We start from the raw sequence: 14,639 nt of genomic DNA, 5'->3' as shown, positions 1-14,639 counted from the left end.
TGCTCCTGTGATCATTCGTTTGGCGGCAACGTGAGGTTCTGCGCCGGAGCATCCTTGGGACGTCCACGCAGCAGCGATTCGGGATGGCGGCTCAGGTAGTCGGACAACTCGCGTAGCGAGCGCGACATGCGGCCCAGGTCGTCGAGGGTCTCGGTCAGTTGTTCGCGCTGGGGTGAATCCTCGGCGAGGGTCGAGTTGGCCGATTGCAGGGTCTTGCTCACGTCCTGCAAGGTGCTTTGCACGCCGGGCAGGGTCTTGCCGTTGATCTGTTTCAGGCCCTTGCGCAGTTCCACCAGGTTGCCATCCAGGTTGCTGGCGATGCTCTCCAGCGGCAGCTTGTTGATCCGTTCCACCATTGAATGGAGCTGTTCCTGCAGTTGCTGCAGGCTGCCCGGAATGGTCGGGATACGGACCGGCCGGGCATTGGGGTCAAAGGCGACTTTTTCCGCCTTGGGGTAGAAGTCCAGTGCGATGTACAACTGCCCGGTCAGCAGGTTGCCGCTGCGGGCCTGGGCGCGCAGCCCGCGCTCGACGAAACTGCCGATCAGGCGTGCGCCAGCGGCTTCGTCGTCGGGGTTATGATTGAGGGCCTTGAGCAGTTTCTCATGGGCCTTGCCCAGGCGTTGCGGGTAGATCACCACGCCGACGTTGACCGGAAAGCTGCGTTGTTTCTCGTCGAAATCCAGGTTGATCGCCACCACCCGGCCGACCTCCACACCGAGGAATTCCACCGGCGCATCGACCCGTAAGCCGCGCAGCGCCTGATCGAAGCGCAACGCCAGGTATTGCGCCTTGCCGTTGGGCGGCGCGAGTGCGCTCTGCTGGTCGGCGAACAGTTCGAAGGTCTTGTCCGCGCTGGCCGGGCTGTCGTTGGGGTTGTAATCCGGGGCCCGGAAGGCGATGCCGCCCAGCAGCAGGGCCGAGAGGGATTCGGTCTTGACCGCGAAACCGTTGGCGCCGACGTTGACGTCCACGCCGCTGACGTTCCAGAACCGGGTGTTTTCGGTGACGTAGGCGTCGTTGGGCGCGTTGACGAACACATCGATGTCGACGCCCTTGCCCTCGGCGTCCAGTGCGTAGGACACGACCTGGCCCACCGGGATCTTGCGCAGGTACACCGGCGAGCCGATGTCCAGCGAGCCGAGGTCCTGGGAGTGCAGGGTGAAGCGCTTGCCCGGTTCGCCGTAGGTGATCGGCGGCGGGGCTTCCAGGCCGGTGAAGGACTTGGCGCGCACCTTCGACTGGCCGGCGTCGGCGCCGATGAAGTCACCGGACAGCAAGGTGTCGATCCCCGAGATCCCGCCGGCGCCGATGCGCGGCCGAACCACCCAGAACACGGAGTCTTCGTGGGTGAAAGTGTCGGCGTTCTTGGCCAGTTTGACCGTGGCGGTGACGTTTTTCTGGTCGTTGCTCAATTGCACGTCGGTGACCTGGCCGATGACCACATTGCGATATTTCACCTCGGTCTTGTTGGCAGTCAGGCCCTGGCCGGTCTTGAAGGTGATGGTGATGGTCGGGCCTTCCTGCAGCCAGTCGTGGACCACCAGGGACAGCCCCACCAGCACCGCGATGATCGGTACGATCCACACCAGCGAAACGGTCCAGCGGCGGGTGGTGACGTTGGCGCGTCCTGGCCCGGGCCGTTGCCCGTCAGTGGCTTGCGTTTTCATCCAGCGCCTCCTCGCAGGGTTGGGTGTCCCAGATCAGCCGGGGGTCGAAACTCATGGCCGACAACATGGTGAACAGCACCACCAGGCCGAAGAACAGAATGCCCGGGCGCGGCTCGATGTCGCTCAGGGCCTGGAACTTGACCAGCGCGGCCACCAGGGCCACCACCAACACATCGAGCATCGACCAGTAGCCGATCACCTCCACCAGCCGGTAGAGCTTGGCCCGCTGGACCTGGGCCCAGGTGCTGCGGCGCTGGACGGTGACCAGCAGCAAAGTCAGCACGACGAACTTGATGCCCGGCACCGCGATGCTGGCGATGAAAATGATCAGGGCGATGTCCCAGGCGCCGCCTTGCCAGAACTCGATGACGCCGCTGATGATGGTGCTGTCGGCACCGTCGCCGAGCATCTGGGTATTCATGACCGGCAGCAGGTTGGCCGGGATATAGAACACCAGCGCGGCCAGCATGTAGGCCCAGGTGCGGGTGATGGGGTTGGGTTTGCGGCGATGCAGGTCGGCGTCGCAGCGTGGGCAGGCCTGGGGTTCGTCGCTCATGTCGCAGGCCAGGCCGCAGCCGTGGCACAGGCACAGGTTCAGGTCGTCGGCCTTGGGCGGGTCGGCCGACGGCAGGCCGTTCACAGGCTGTCCCACAGGTCGCGGACATCGCGCCCGGCAATGCGGATCATCAGCAGGCTCAAGGCCGCCAGCGTAAACAGGCCGATGCCGGGGAGCACGTCCAGCAAGCCGGCGAGCTTGATCACCGCCACCAGGGCACCCAGCAGGCACACTTCGAGCATGCTCCAGGGCCGCAGGCTCTCCAGGCTGCGCATGCACAGGTTGAAGCCGGGCGCCCGTCGGTTGGCGTGGGCGTAGCCCAGTACCCAGAGCAGCAGCGCCAATTGCAGGGCCGGTGCGACGATGATTGCGACGGCGGCCACCAGGGCGATGAAGGTCATCGGCCCTTGGCTCAGGGCGACGATGGAGTCCCACAGCGTGGCGCTGTTGCTCAGGCCCTTGAACCGGATGCTCATGATCGGATAGACATTGGTGAACGCCCACAGCACCGCGGCCGTGAGGGTCAGGGCCAGGCGTTGCTCGATGCTCAGGCCGTTGTAGCGCTGGATGACCGCGTGGCAGCGCACGCACGAGGCTTTTTGATGCCGCACGAGGACCACCGGCTCGTACACCGCATCGCAATGCTCACAGATGATCAGTCGGGCGGAGGTGGCCATCGAGAGGCTCGGGCAGAGGCAACCCCTTCAATATAGAAGTGAACGGCCAATCAGCAAGCTGTGGCAGTGACGCTGGCAGCGAGCCCGCTCGCTCCCAGCGTGTTGACCATGCTCCGAACCGGTCATTCGCCGCGTATGTACTGCTCCAGTTGTCGGATCAGGTCGGCCTGTTCGGCGATGGCTTCCTTGACCAGGTCGCCGATGGACAGCAGGCCGACGAGCTTGCCGTCGTCCACCACCGGCAAGTGGCGCAGGTGCTTTTCAGTCATGATGCTCAGGCAGGTCTCGACGTTCTGGTGCGGGTCGATGGTGATCACCGGGGATACCATGATGTCGCTGACCTTGGTCCCCACCGACGATCGCCCGTGCAGGACCATTTTGCGCGCGTAGTCACGTTCGCTGATGATCCCCAGCACTTCCCCGTTCTTCACCACCAGCAAGGCGCCGACGTTCTTCTCGGCCATGCGCATCAGGGCCTGCAATACCATGTCGTCCGGTGAGATGGTGTGCACTTGCTGGTTCTTCTCATCTTTTATCCGGAGCAATTGCGCGACGGTTTTCATGGTGGGCCTCGGGTTGTTTTTGCAGGTGTGCTTAAAGAATCGTAGACCCGGCGGCGCAGAGCAAGCGGGAAAGCGGCGGCCAGTCGTCAAATAACGTCATGGGCAAGCAAAATTTCCCCTGATGGCATGTCATTCACCTTGTGGCGAGGGAGCTTGCTCCCGCTGGGCTGCGCAGCGGCCCCAAAGCGGCCAAGCATCAGATGAACACCTTCGGGGCTGCTTCGCACCCCAGCGGGAGCAAGCTCCCTCGCCACAGTGCCACAGTGCCACAGTGCCACAGTGCCACAGGAATACGGTGGCTATGTCGGTTGGGCAGGTGAAGATCTCTCGCCGCAGGTAGAATCAGCCCCTACGTAAAATTCGAGGTTGCAGTGGTGGATCTACAGCAGGGCTTCGTCCTGACCCGGCATTGGCGCGACACCCCGGCCGGCACCGAAGTCGAGTTCTGGCTGGCCACCGATGCCGGGCCCCGGCGCGTGCGCCTGCCGGTGCAGCCGTCGGTGGCGTTCGTGCCGCAGGCCCAGCGCGACCAGCTCCAGGACCTGTTGCAAGGGGAGAAGGACATCGAGCTGCGGCCCCTGGACCTGCTGGATTTCCAGCACCGCCCGGTGCTGGGCCTGTATTGCCAGCAACACGCCCAACTGATGCGCCTGGACACCACGCTGCGCCGTGCCGGTGTCGAGGTGTTCGAGGCCGACATCCGGCCGCCGGAGCGCTACCTGATGGAGCGCTTTATCACCGCGCCGGTGTGGTTCGGTGGCACTCCGGGGGCCGATGGCCTGCTGCTGGAGGCGCAGATGAAACCGGCGCCCGGTTACCGTCCGGCGCTGCGCCTGGTGTCCCTGGACATCGAGACCACCGCCCAGGGGGATCTGTACTCCATCGCCCTGGAAGGCTGCGGCGAGCGCCAGGTCTACATGCTCGGGCCGCCCAATGGCGACGACAGCAGCGTGGATTTCCAGCTCGAATACTGCGAATCGCGCACGCTGCTGCTCAAGAAACTCAACGAGTGGTTCGCCCGCTTCGACCCCGACGCCATCATTGGCTGGAACGTGGTGCAGTTCGACCTGCGCGTGCTGCATGAACATGCCCGCCGGTTGGCCGTGCCGTTACGTCTGGGGCGCGGCGGTGAAGAGATGCAATGGCGCGAGCATGGCGCGCGCAATAATCACTTTTTCGCTTCGGCGGCGGGCCGGCTGATCATCGACGGCATCGAGTCGCTGCGTTCGGCCACCTGGAGTTTCCCCTCGTTCAGCCTGGAAAACGTCGCCCAGACGCTGTTGGGGGAGGGTAAGTCGATCGATAACCCGTACCAGCGCATGGACGAGATCAACCGCATGTTCGCCGAGGACAAGCCGGCGCTGGCGCGTTACAACCTCAAGGACTGCGAACTGGTGACACGGATTTTCGCCAAGACCGAACTGCTGACATTCCTGCTGGAGCGGGCCAGCGTCACCGGCCTGCCGGCGGACCGCAGCGGCGGATCGGTGGCGGCCTTCACGCATCTGTACATGCCGCTGATGCACCGCCAGGGCTTCGTCGCGCCCAACCTGGGACAACGCCCGCCTGAGGCCAGTCCGGGTGGTTTTGTCATGGATTCACAACCGGGGCTCTACGAATCGGTGCTGGTGCTGGACTACAAGAGCCTGTACCCGTCGATCATCCGCACCTTCCTCATCGACCCGGTGGGCTTGATCGAAGGCCTGCGCCACCCAGGCGAGCGCGAGTCGGTGCCGGGCTTTCGCGGAGCACGCTTCTCCCGCACCCGGCATTGCCTGCCGGCCATCGTGGCGCGGGTCGCCGAAGGCCGGGAGACGGCCAAGCGCGAACACAACGCCCCGCTGTCCCAGGCCCTGAAAATCATCATGAACGCCTTTTATGGCGTGCTCGGCTCCAGTGGCTGTCGCTTCTTCGATCCGCGGCTGGCTTCGTCCATCACCTTGCGCGGCCACCAGATCATGCAGCGCACCCGACAGTTGATCGAAGCCCAGGGGCACGTGGTGATCTACGGCGACACCGACTCCACGTTCGTCTGGCTGCGGCGCGCCCATGGCCAGGAGGAAGCGGCGAAGATCGGCCGCGAACTGGTGGCACACGTCAACCAGTGGTGGCGCGAGCAGGTGCGTGACGAGTTCGGGCTGGAGAGTGCCTTGGAGTTGCAGTTCGAAACCCACTTCAAGCGCTTCCTGATGCCGACCATCCGCGGCGCGGAAGAGGGCAGCAAGAAACGCTACGCCGGGCTGGTGACCCGCGCCGACGGCCATGACGAAATCGTCTACAAGGGGCTGGAGACCGTGCGCACCGACTGGTCGCTGCTGGCCCGGCAGTTCCAGCAGGAGTTGTATGAGCGCATCTTCCACCGCAAGCCTTACCAGGATTACGTGCGTGATTACGTGCGCCAGACCCTGGCCGGCGCGTTCGACGAACGCCTGGTCTACCGCAAACGCCTGCGCCGTCCGCTGGACGACTACGAACGCAACGTGCCGCCCCACGTGCGTGCGGCGCGGCTGGCCGACGAGTTCAACCAGCGCCAGGGCCGCCCGCGGCAATACCAGAATGGTGGCTGGATCAACTACGTCATCACCGTCGCCGGCCCGGAACCGCTGGAAGCCCGCAGCGCCCCGATCGATTACGACCACTACGTGAGCAAGCAGCTACAACCGGTGGCGGACGCGATCCTGCCGTTCGTGGACGATGACTTCTCGACGTTGGTGGGTGGGCAGATGGGGTTGTTCTAGAGAACGTTCATTGGTTTGCCGACCCTGTGGCGAGGGGATTTATCCCCGTTCGAGTGCGCAGCACTCGTCTATTTGGTAGGTGGCTGCGATGTTCTTTGGGGGCGCTACGCGCCCCATCGGGGATAAATCCCCTCGCCACAGAGCTATTGTGTGTCTCGCGATTGCCCCGCCAATCAAACCATCGCCAGCCGCTGCTTGCCCTGGGGTTGCGCAAACGTCAGGTCCAGGGCCGCGAGGTCCTGGGGGGCCAGTTGCAGATCGGCCGCTTCGGCGTTCAGCCGCACGTGCTCGGGCTGCACCGCCTTGGGAATGGCAATGACATTGTCCTGGCGCAGGAGCCAGGCCAGCGCGATCTGCGCCGGTGTCGCGCCGTGGCGCTCGGCGATCTGGCGCAGGGTGTTGTCCTTGAGCAGGCGCCCGCCCTGGCCGACCGGACAGTAGGCCATGATCGGCATGCTGCGCTGTTGGCACCAGGGCAGCAGGTCGAATTCGATGCCGCGTGCTTGCAGGTTGTACAGCACTTGGTTGGTGGCGCAGGCCGGCGCAGCCAGTTCTTCGAGGTCGGCGACATCGAAGTTCGACACACCCCAGTGGCCGATCTTGCCTTCCTCGCGCAGGCGCTCGAAAGCCTCGACGGTTTCCTCCAGCGGGTACTGCCCGCGCCAGTGCAGCAGATAAAGGTCGATGTAGTCAGTGTCGAGCCGTCGCAAGCTGCGTTCGCAGGCCAGAGGAATGCCTTTGCGACTGGCATTGTGGGGGTAGACCTTGCTCACCAGGAACACCTGGTCGCGCAGGCCGGTGATCGCCTCGCCCACGACAGCCTCGGCGCCGCCTTCAGCGTACATTTCCGCGGTGTCGATCAGGGTCATCCCCCGTTCGATGCCCAGGCGCAGGGCGGCCACTTCCTGCTTGTGCTGGGACGGTTCCTCGCCCATGTGCCAGGTGCCTTGGCCGATCACGGGTACGGATACGCCGGCCAATTCCAGAGTCTTCATGACTGTCTCCTGTGTGGTTGAACGTCAGGCATGTGGCAGCAGGATAGACCAAGGGTTCAAGGCCTGTGGGAGTGAGCCTGCTCGCGAAGCGGTCTGTCTGCGCCGACCTCTTCGCGAGCAGGTTCGCTCCCACAAAGGTGATTCAGGCGGTGGCGAATGTTGCGGTCAACGCCTCTTCCCTGTGGGAGCGGGCTTGCCCGCGAAGACGGCGGTACATCCAAAATCGATTCGAGCTGATCCACCGCTTTCGCGAGCCAGCCCGCTCCCACAGGTTGGCGGCTTGAGCCGGACCCATGGGGGCGAGCGGGGGGATTACTTGGTGGAGAACTTCAGCACCATGGTCTGGGTGTAGGTCTGGCCCGGATCAAGGCGCGTCGACGGGAAGTTCGGCTGGTTGGGCGCATCCGGGTAGTGCTGGGTTTCCAGGGTAAAGGCGCCCCAGTGCGGGTAGACCTTGCCTTGCTTGCCCTTGATCGTGCCATCAAGGAAGTTGCCGGTGTAGAACTGCACGCCAGGCTCACTGGTAAAGAGCTGCAAGTAGCGTCCCGATTGCGGGTCGTAGGCATCGGCGGCGAGTTTGCCCACGTCCCCCTTGGCGTCCAGCACCCAGTTGAAGTCAAAGCCGCCCTGTTTCGGTTCGGCGAACTTGAGTTGTGGGTGATCGGCCTTGATGTGGGTGCCAATGGCGGTGGGTTGGGTGAAGTCCATCGGTGTGCCGGCCACGGGGGCCAGTTCGCCGGTGGGGATCAGCTTGCCGTTCACCGGGGTGTAGCGGGCTGCGTGCAGGGTGGCGACCTGTTTCAGGATGTCACCGTTGCCGGCACCGGCCAGGTTGAAATAGCTGTGGTTGGTCAGGTTCAACACCGTCGGCTTGTCGGTGGTGGCCTTGTACTCGATGCGCAATTCGTTCTTTTCGTTGAGGCTGTAGGTGACGTCGGTCTTCAGCGCGCCGGGAAAACCCATCTCGCCGTCCGCCGACAGGTAGGTCAGGGTCACGCCCACCGAATCCTTGCCCTCATGGGGTTCGGCTTTCCATACCCGCTTGTCGAACCCTTGCGGGCCACCGTGCAACGCGTTGCCGTGGTCGTTCTGCGGCACTTGATAACGCTTGCCGTCCAGTTCGAAGGCCCCGTCGGCCAGGCGGTTGCCAAAGCGGCCGATGGTTGCGCCGAAGTAGACGTTGCCGTTCTTCTGGTAACCCTGCACATCGTCGAAGCCGAGCACCACGTCGGCGGGCTTGCCGTGTTTGTCCGGCACGATCAGCGACTGGAGAATCCCGCCGTAGGTGATGACCGTGGCTTCCATGCCGTGGCTGTTGCGAAGCACGAATTTTTCCACGGCCGTGCCGTCGTCGGTCTTGCCGAACGCTGCGCGCTGTTGAGTCAGGCCGGCGGCCTGGGAGGCAGAGGTGGCGATCATCAGAGACACTCCGAGGGCCGTGAGCAGATGTCTGGATTCAAGCATGGTTTGACCTTCCTTCCTGTTGTTTTGTTGTTGTTTTGAACGCGGGTCGAGTCCGTTACTGGTCGGACGACGATGAAGGCTTTGCTGTTCAGTAGTCTTTCTATTTGTCGATGGAAACTGGATTTATAGCCATAAATTGGGATTTATCAATTAAAAAGTAAGACTAATTGACGTTTGGGAGATTTCCTTCAGAGGACGGTGTTGCACCGTCCACTGCACTTTTACGGTTTTTGTCGCTCTATCCATGGCCTGGAAGCGGCGACCCCCGCCGCGTCCCCCTGCCCAGACCGAGATTCGATGGCCGGTGCTTTTTATTCGATGCGTGCGTTGCGACGACGCAGCGCAGCAGTGTTGATCGGTGTGCTGGCCCTGCTCAGCGGCTGCAGCCACCAGCAAGGCCAGGACATGGTCACGCAGTTGGGTAACACCCGTCCCCAGGAGTTCCTGCAGACCAGCGTCGACCGCATGGCGACGTTGGCGATGCATGACAACCTGCAAAGCCTTTACCTGTTGATGAGCAAGTTGTACCTGCGCAACCCCGACGAACTGCGCAAGTCGGGCTTTCTCGACGCTCGTACCGCTGAAAAACAGGTGCGCATGGCCATCGAGCAGCAGCAGCCCTTGCCGACCCTGGGAGGCAAGAAGGATCTGGCGGCGTTGAGCTATGCAATGAGTCCGGAATTCCTCGGGGACCGGGTCGGGGCCTTCATCTATGCCATCGGCAGCATGCTGGTCACGGCCCATGGCAATCGCCTCGAGTTCTACATGACCGATAGCATCGACCCGCGCTTCGTCAGCAATGCCGCGCGCAACATCGAGAAAGCCACCTGGATCCTGAGCCAGCGCCAAGGCAAGGACGGCAAGCCGCTGCTGTTCTCCAACGAGATCTCGGAGGAAGGCAGCAACCTGAGCTTTGCCGTGGAGTTCGGGAAAATTGTCGCGCGGTTGGACCTGTTGACGCAGATGCTGGACGAGCGCTATCGCCGGATCGGGCTCAACTATGCCCAGAGCCTGCTGTTCCTGAACTTCCTGCCGGTTCAATAGCGACCGTTAAAAAAGGAATAAAGATAGATCACATCGATATAGGGGGTTATAAGAAAAATCGCTATGCTCGCGGCCAGATTTTCCACGCGGTTGCGCTGAGACGGGTTTGATGGATTTCGGTAATGTCGGTTTAGTCGTAGCGGGCCTGGTGGTCGGCTTCATCGTCGGGATGACTGGCGTCGGCGGTGGTTCGTTGATGACGCCCATTCTGCTGTGGTTTGGCATCAACCCGGCGACGGCGGTGGGCACTGACCTGCTGTACGCGGCCATTACCAAGTCGGGCGGTGTGCTGGTCCACGCCAAAAATCGCAATATCGACTGGGCCATCACCGGTTGGCTGACCTTGGGCAGCGTGCCGGCGGTCGGTTTGACCCTGTGGTTTCTCAGCAGCCTGCACAGCTCGCCCGACGCCATGAACGCGGTGATCAAGCAGGCCCTGGGCTTCGTGCTGTTCGCCACGGCCCTGGCGATCCTGTTCAAGAAGCGCCTGCTGCAATTCGCCCACGACCGCGCTGGCGGTCACTACAACCCGTCCGGCTCGCGCCTCAACGTGCTGACCGTCATCACCGGCCTGATCCTGGGCACCATGGTTGCGCTGACCTCCATCGGTGCTGGTGCCTTGGGCACGGTCGCGCTGTTCATCCTCTATCCCTTCCTGGTCACCAAGCGCCTGGTGGGCACCGAAATCGCCCACGCCGTGCCGCTGACCCTGGTCGCTGGCCTCGGCCATGCGAGCATGGGCAACATGGACTGGCACATCCTCGGTTTCCTGCTGGTCGGCTCGTTGCCGGGGATCTACCTGGGCAGTCATTTGTCGGGGCGTATCTCCGATGAACTGCTGCGCCCGTGCCTGGCGGTGATGCTGGCGATGATCGGGTTCAAGCTGGCGTTCTGAGGCCTGCCGGTGAGCACGTGCCTGCACGGCACACCGCTTTGCCGAGCAGGCTCGCTCCCACAGGGTTTCTTCCTTGGCGGTCCATGCTGGCCGGTCCATGTCGGCTTCGCACTCAGTTGCGCAATGAACCCGCTGGCCTAAGCTTCAACACAGGCGGGCGCAGTATTGGCCGACTCGCGGAACAATTGCCGCCATGCGCAATCAGTACAGCGTAGATATCAAAAGGAGAGGCGCATGCTCATTCGGTCGTTGACCTTCGCTACCTTGCTGGCCGTCGCCAGCCCGCTGTTCGCCGCTGATGGCGACTCACCCCTGGTGGCGGAGGTGGGCAGGACCCGCCCCTTGATCGTCATCGCGCCCAGCACGGTAGACCCGGCCTGGGTCAGCCTGAAGAAAGCGTTGGAAGAACCAGCCGGCAAGCAAGGTTTTGCAGAGCGCAACATGGTGCTCTACACGGTGCTCAACACCATCGGCCAGCGGGACGGCAAGGACCTGGACCCGCAAAGCACCATGTCCCTGATCCGTTCGCTCAAGCTGGGCGCCGGTGCCCAGACCAAGATCATCCTGGTGGGCAAGGACGGGGAAAAGAAGCTTGAGCATTCCGGGGCGATCGAGCTCAAAGACGTTTTCGACACTGTCGACAAACTGCCGGCCGCGGAAAAGGAAGCGGCCGCCCCAACACCTCCTCCTCCCGCGCCAGAAGCAGCCCCGGCCAAGGATGCCAAAGGCGCCAAGCCTGGCAAGGCGAGCAAACCTGCGGCGGCGCCGAAGCCGTTGGATGATTGATGACAGATCCATAGGCTTTTGTTTGTGGCGAGGGAGCAAGCTCCCTCGCCACGGTCGATCATTGCTTTTCCAGCGCCGTCAGTATCCGATACGCAACCTTCACCCGTTCCTCGATCGGATAATTCTTGTTCGCCAGCAACACGATCCCCATGTGCCTGCCCGGCACGAACGCCGCGTAAGCGCCAAAGCCGCCGGTCGAGCCGGTCTTGTTGATCCAGGCATCGTCCGGCGCCGGGCGGGGCGGTTCGAGGGGCTGCACCTTGTTCGGCTGCATGGCGACCTCCACTGAGTTACCTGCCAGCAGTGCGTCCAGTGTCACCGGGTAGGGGTAGAACTCCCAGCCCAGGCCCTGGGTCATGCCGCCCACCGTGTAGAAACCGCTGTGGGTGGTGGCGATGGCCTGGCGCAGGTCGGCGTCCAGTTTTTCCGGCTGCAGGTTGGCCTCGACGAAACGAATCAGGTCCGCTGAGTTGGTCTTGACCCCGTAGGCCTGCGCATCCAGCGCCCCCGGCCCGACCCGCACGGGCTTGCCATCCTTCGCGTAGCCTTGGGCATAGCGCTCCAGTTGTTCTGGCGGTACCCGTAGATAACTGTGTGTGAGGCCCAGCTTCGGCATCAGCGTCTGCTCCATCGCTTGCTCGAACGGTTGGCCCAGGCTGCGGGCTGCCAGGTAGCCGAACAAACCGATGCTGGGGTTCGAGTAGAGCCGCTGGGTGCCGGCCGGGTAGAGCGGTTTCCAGGCCTTGAAGTAGTCGAACATCCGCTCCGGATGGTCCGCTTCCTGGGGGAACTGCAGCGGCAGGCCGCCGGCGCTATAGGTGGCGAGGTTGAGCAGGCTGATGCCGTCGAAGGCGCTGCCGCGCAGCTCGGGAGCAAAGCGGCTGGCGGGGTCCGACAGCGACAGCTTGCCTTGGGCCAGGGCATAGGCGCCGAGCGTCGCGGTGAAGGTCTTGCTGACCGAGCCGATTTCGAAGAGGGTCTGGTCGGTGACCGCCTGCCGGGTGTCCTTGGAGGCCACGCCATAATTGAAGAAATGACGTTGCCCGTCGAGGGTGATCGCCACCGCCATGCCGGCGATGTCCTGTTGCTTCATCAAGGGCTCGATGGCGGCGTTGACCGTCTCTTCAATGCGGTCCTGGGCGAAGCCCGTGGTTGCCCCGCAAAGCAGCAGGAAAGCGCCGGCGAGGGTTGATCTGGCCATGTGCATGTCGGACCGTCTCCTTGAGTGTCCGGTGCGTGGGGTGCACCTGAAGGGGCGTCAATCTAGGCCGTTTTCCGCGGCTCGGCAATCGGTGGCCGGACGTTGCCAGGCGTGGTTCCGAGTTGTCTGGCCTGGGCGTCGGAAAGATCCTACGAAATCGCTGCGAATCCCAGGCCATTGGCCATGCATGGCAAACCACACAAATTCCTGGCCGCCGGGTAAACTTGCGCTCTTTCTAAAGGAGTTCACATGAGTTACTACCAGCCTGGCATTCTCGCCACCCCTGTTCCGCCTCAGGCCCGTCATCTGTTTTTTGCCCTGGAATCGGTCGAGGCACTGCCGGCTGCGATAGACAAACTCGTGTTGCTGCTGGATGAGCGCGCGGTGATCGGCTTTGGTGAGCCGCTGGTGAAGGCCCTGGGCGCCCAGATCGAAGGTTTGCGGGCCTTTCCCGCGCTGGCCGGCGTGGGCGTCGACAACCCCTCCACCCAGCATGCGCTGTGGTGCTGGCTGCATGGCGAAGACCGCGGTGAGTTGCTGCACCGCAGCCGCGCCATCGAGGCGGCACTGGCCCCGGCCTTGCGCTTGGTGCAGATGAACGAAACCTTCCGCCACATGACCGGCCATGACCTCACGGGTTACGAGGACGGCACCGAGAACCCCCACGACGAAGCGGCCGTCGCGGCCGCCCTGGCCCAAGGGACAGACGGCCTGCGCGGGGGCAGTTTCGCGGCGATCCAGCAATGGCAGCACGACCTGGATGGCTTCGCGGCGATGTCGCCCGGTGAGCGCGACAACATCATGGGCCGGCGCCTGAGCGACAACGAAGAAATCGACGAGGCGCCGGAGTCGGCCCACGTCAAGCGCACTGCCCAGGAGAGCTTCGCGCCCGAAGCTTTCGTCGTGCGCCGCTCCATGCCCTGGATCGAAGGCGACCGCGCGGGCCTGATGTTCCTGGCGTTCGGTTTCTCCCTCGATGCCTTCGAGGCGCAATTGCGCCGCATGAGTGGCCTGGAGGACGGCATTACGGACGGCCTGTATCGCATGAGCCGGCCGATCACCGGGGGCTACTACTGGTGCCCGCCACGGCTGGACGCACGCCTGGACCTGCGCGCCCTGGCTCGCTAAGCGCAACGGTTTGTGCAAAGCGTGAGGTGAACGCTATTCTTGGGCCGGACCTCTATCCGTGGAACGGGAGAAGCAAGCGTGGATAAAGTCATCGTCATCACGGGGGGCGGCCGCGGGATCGGGGCTGCCACGGCGCTGCTGGCTGCCGAGCTGGGGTATCGGATCTGCATCAACTACCAGTCCGATGAAAGCGCTGCCCTGGAGGTGCTCGCACAGGTCCGGGCCAAAGGCGTGCAGGCGATTGCCGTGCGGGCCGACGTGAGCATCGAGGACGAAGTGATCGCGCTGTTCGACCGGGTGGATGCCGAGTTGGGCCGCGTTACCGCTCTGGTGAACAACGCCGGCACCGTCGCCCAGAAGGCTCGCCTCGATGAAATGTCCGAGTTCCGCATCCTCAAGGTCATGCGGACCAACGTGATGGGGCCGATCCTATGCGCCAAGCACGCGGTGCTGCGCATGTCGCCACGGCATGGCGGGCAGGGCGGGAGCATCGTCAACGTCTCCTCGGTGGCCGCGCGCCTCGGCTCGCCCAGCGAGTACGTCGACTACGCGGCCTCCAAGGGCGCCCTGGACACCTTCACCATTGGCCTGTCCAAGGAAGTGGCCGGCGAAGGCATTCGCGTCAACGCGGTGCGGCCAGGCTACATCTACACCGATTTCCATGCCCTCAGCGGCGACCCGGACCGGGTCAGCAAACTTGAGTCGGCGATCCCCATGGCAAGGGGCGGGCGGCCGGATGAAGTGGCCGAAGCGATCATCTGGTTGCTGTCGGACAAGGCGTCGTACGCCACCGGGACGTTCGTGGACCTGGGGGGCGGGCGCTGAGCTCAGCCTGTCTGTTGCGGCGCTTTCGCGACCCTGCTCGCGTCCACATGGATCGTCTGCGATAACGATCCGTTGTGGGAGCGAGCTTGCTCGCGAA

General features: G+C 63.5%; 13 protein-coding genes. 6 read left to right on the top strand and 7 right to left on the bottom strand.

All coding sequences use genetic code 11. The features are described from left to right. Positions 1 to 11 precede the first annotated feature (11 nt). From V3H56_RS17360 to V3H56_RS17345, 4 genes are all read right to left on the bottom strand, one after another. Entirely contained in the window at positions 12 to 1,670 is a 1,659-nt protein-coding gene (locus tag V3H56_RS17360) for an MlaD family protein (RefSeq protein ID WP_042728731.1), read from the bottom strand. Beyond that, entirely contained in the window at positions 1,651 to 2,310 is a 660-nt protein-coding gene (locus V3H56_RS17355; RefSeq protein WP_042728730.1) for a paraquat-inducible protein A, read from the bottom strand. Before V3H56_RS17355 ends, V3H56_RS17360 begins: the two co-directional genes overlap by 20 nt. After that, positions 2,307 to 2,903 carry a paraquat-inducible protein A gene (locus tag V3H56_RS17350; protein WP_042728729.1) on the bottom strand — a complete coding sequence of 199 codons (597 nt, stop codon included), beginning with the start codon at positions 2,901 to 2,903 and terminating at the stop codon, positions 2,307 to 2,309. The genes V3H56_RS17355 and V3H56_RS17350 overlap by 4 nt, the downstream gene beginning before the upstream one ends. 122 nt (positions 2,904 to 3,025) lie before the next feature. Next, a complete protein-coding gene (locus tag V3H56_RS17345) occupies positions 3,026 to 3,466 on the bottom strand; it encodes a CBS domain-containing protein (protein WP_042728728.1) in 441 nt (146 codons plus the stop codon). A 374-nt stretch (positions 3,467 to 3,840) separates the two neighbouring features. On the opposite strand from V3H56_RS17345, the gene V3H56_RS17340 reads away from it, so the two are divergent. Next, the gene (locus tag V3H56_RS17340; protein WP_161796095.1) at positions 3,841 to 6,204 is read left to right on the top strand and encodes a DNA polymerase II; all 2,364 of its coding nucleotides are present in this window, start codon (positions 3,841 to 3,843) and stop codon (positions 6,202 to 6,204) included. 173 nt (positions 6,205 to 6,377) lie between these two features. Here V3H56_RS17340 and V3H56_RS17335 read toward each other — a convergent pair whose 3' ends face one another. Then, on the bottom strand, positions 6,378 to 7,199 hold the full coding sequence (locus V3H56_RS17335) for an aldo/keto reductase (protein WP_042728726.1): 822 nt from the start codon (positions 7,197 to 7,199) through the stop codon (positions 6,378 to 6,380). Between the two features lie 312 nt (positions 7,200 to 7,511). Then, positions 7,512 to 8,663: an aldose epimerase family protein gene (locus V3H56_RS17330; RefSeq protein WP_042728725.1), complete on the bottom strand. Its 1,152-nt coding sequence runs from the start codon at positions 8,661 to 8,663 to the stop codon at positions 7,512 to 7,514. A gap of 318 nt (positions 8,664 to 8,981) precedes the next feature. On the opposite strand from V3H56_RS17330, the gene V3H56_RS17325 reads away from it, so the two are divergent. From V3H56_RS17325 to V3H56_RS17315, 3 genes are all read left to right on the top strand, one after another. Further along, the gene (locus tag V3H56_RS17325; RefSeq protein ID WP_234408031.1) at positions 8,982 to 9,707 is read left to right on the top strand and encodes a hypothetical protein; all 726 of its coding nucleotides are present in this window, start codon (positions 8,982 to 8,984) and stop codon (positions 9,705 to 9,707) included. A gap of 109 nt (positions 9,708 to 9,816) precedes the next feature. After that, positions 9,817 to 10,602, top strand: coding sequence for a sulfite exporter TauE/SafE family protein (locus V3H56_RS17320; protein ID WP_042728724.1), 786 nt, complete (start codon positions 9,817 to 9,819; stop codon positions 10,600 to 10,602). A 234-nt stretch (positions 10,603 to 10,836) separates the two neighbouring features. After that, the gene (locus tag V3H56_RS17315; protein ID WP_042728723.1) at positions 10,837 to 11,388 is read left to right on the top strand and encodes a DUF4174 domain-containing protein; all 552 of its coding nucleotides are present in this window, start codon (positions 10,837 to 10,839) and stop codon (positions 11,386 to 11,388) included. 58 nt (positions 11,389 to 11,446) lie between these two features. On the opposite strand, the gene ampC is transcribed toward V3H56_RS17315, so the two are convergent. Continuing rightward, complete coding sequence (gene ampC / locus V3H56_RS17310; RefSeq protein WP_338473667.1) at positions 11,447 to 12,595, bottom strand: class C beta-lactamase; 1,149 nt, start codon at positions 12,593 to 12,595, stop codon at positions 11,447 to 11,449. Positions 12,596 to 12,838: 243 nt separating this feature from the next. On the opposite strand from ampC, the gene V3H56_RS17305 reads away from it, so the two are divergent. After that, positions 12,839 to 13,717 (top strand): Dyp-type peroxidase, encoded by an 879-nt coding sequence (locus V3H56_RS17305; protein WP_123579821.1) that lies wholly within the window; start codon positions 12,839 to 12,841, stop codon positions 13,715 to 13,717. A gap of 78 nt (positions 13,718 to 13,795) precedes the next feature. Then, positions 13,796 to 14,542, top strand: a complete 747-nt coding sequence (locus V3H56_RS17300; protein ID WP_042728720.1) for an SDR family oxidoreductase — start codon at positions 13,796 to 13,798, stop codon at positions 14,540 to 14,542. The last annotated feature ends 97 nt before the right edge of the window (positions 14,543 to 14,639 follow it).

This window comes from Pseudomonas sp. MS646 (assembly GCF_036693845.1).
Classification (GTDB): Bacteria; Pseudomonadota; Gammaproteobacteria; order Pseudomonadales; family Pseudomonadaceae; genus Aquipseudomonas; species Aquipseudomonas chlororaphis_E.
Note: the sequence above shows the minus strand (reverse complement) of the source record. Positions and strands in the feature narration are given on the sequence as shown.

What these genes read in the sequence shown, in the direction of transcription:
- V3H56_RS17360 (WP_042728731.1), bottom strand. Translation starts at nt 1,670, where the DNA reads ATGAAAACGCAAGCCACTGACGGGCAACGGCCCGGGCCAGGACGCGCC.
- V3H56_RS17350 (WP_042728729.1), bottom strand. Translation starts at nt 2,903, where the DNA reads ATGGCCACCTCCGCCCGACTGATCATCTGTGAGCATTGCGATGCGGTG.
- V3H56_RS17345 (WP_042728728.1), bottom strand. Translation starts at nt 3,466, where the DNA reads ATGAAAACCGTCGCGCAATTGCTCCGGATAAAAGATGAGAAGAACCAG.
- V3H56_RS17335 (WP_042728726.1), bottom strand. Translation starts at nt 7,199, where the DNA reads ATGAAGACTCTGGAATTGGCCGGCGTATCCGTACCCGTGATCGGCCAA.
- V3H56_RS17330 (WP_042728725.1), bottom strand. Translation starts at nt 8,663, where the DNA reads ATGCTTGAATCCAGACATCTGCTCACGGCCCTCGGAGTGTCTCTGATG.
- V3H56_RS17325 (WP_234408031.1), top strand. Translation starts at nt 8,982, where the DNA reads ATGCGTGCGTTGCGACGACGCAGCGCAGCAGTGTTGATCGGTGTGCTG.
- V3H56_RS17320 (WP_042728724.1), top strand. Translation starts at nt 9,817, where the DNA reads ATGGATTTCGGTAATGTCGGTTTAGTCGTAGCGGGCCTGGTGGTCGGC.
- V3H56_RS17315 (WP_042728723.1), top strand. Translation starts at nt 10,837, where the DNA reads ATGCTCATTCGGTCGTTGACCTTCGCTACCTTGCTGGCCGTCGCCAGC.
- ampC (WP_338473667.1), bottom strand. Translation starts at nt 12,595, where the DNA reads ATGCACATGGCCAGATCAACCCTCGCCGGCGCTTTCCTGCTGCTTTGC.
- V3H56_RS17305 (WP_123579821.1), top strand. Translation starts at nt 12,839, where the DNA reads ATGAGTTACTACCAGCCTGGCATTCTCGCCACCCCTGTTCCGCCTCAG.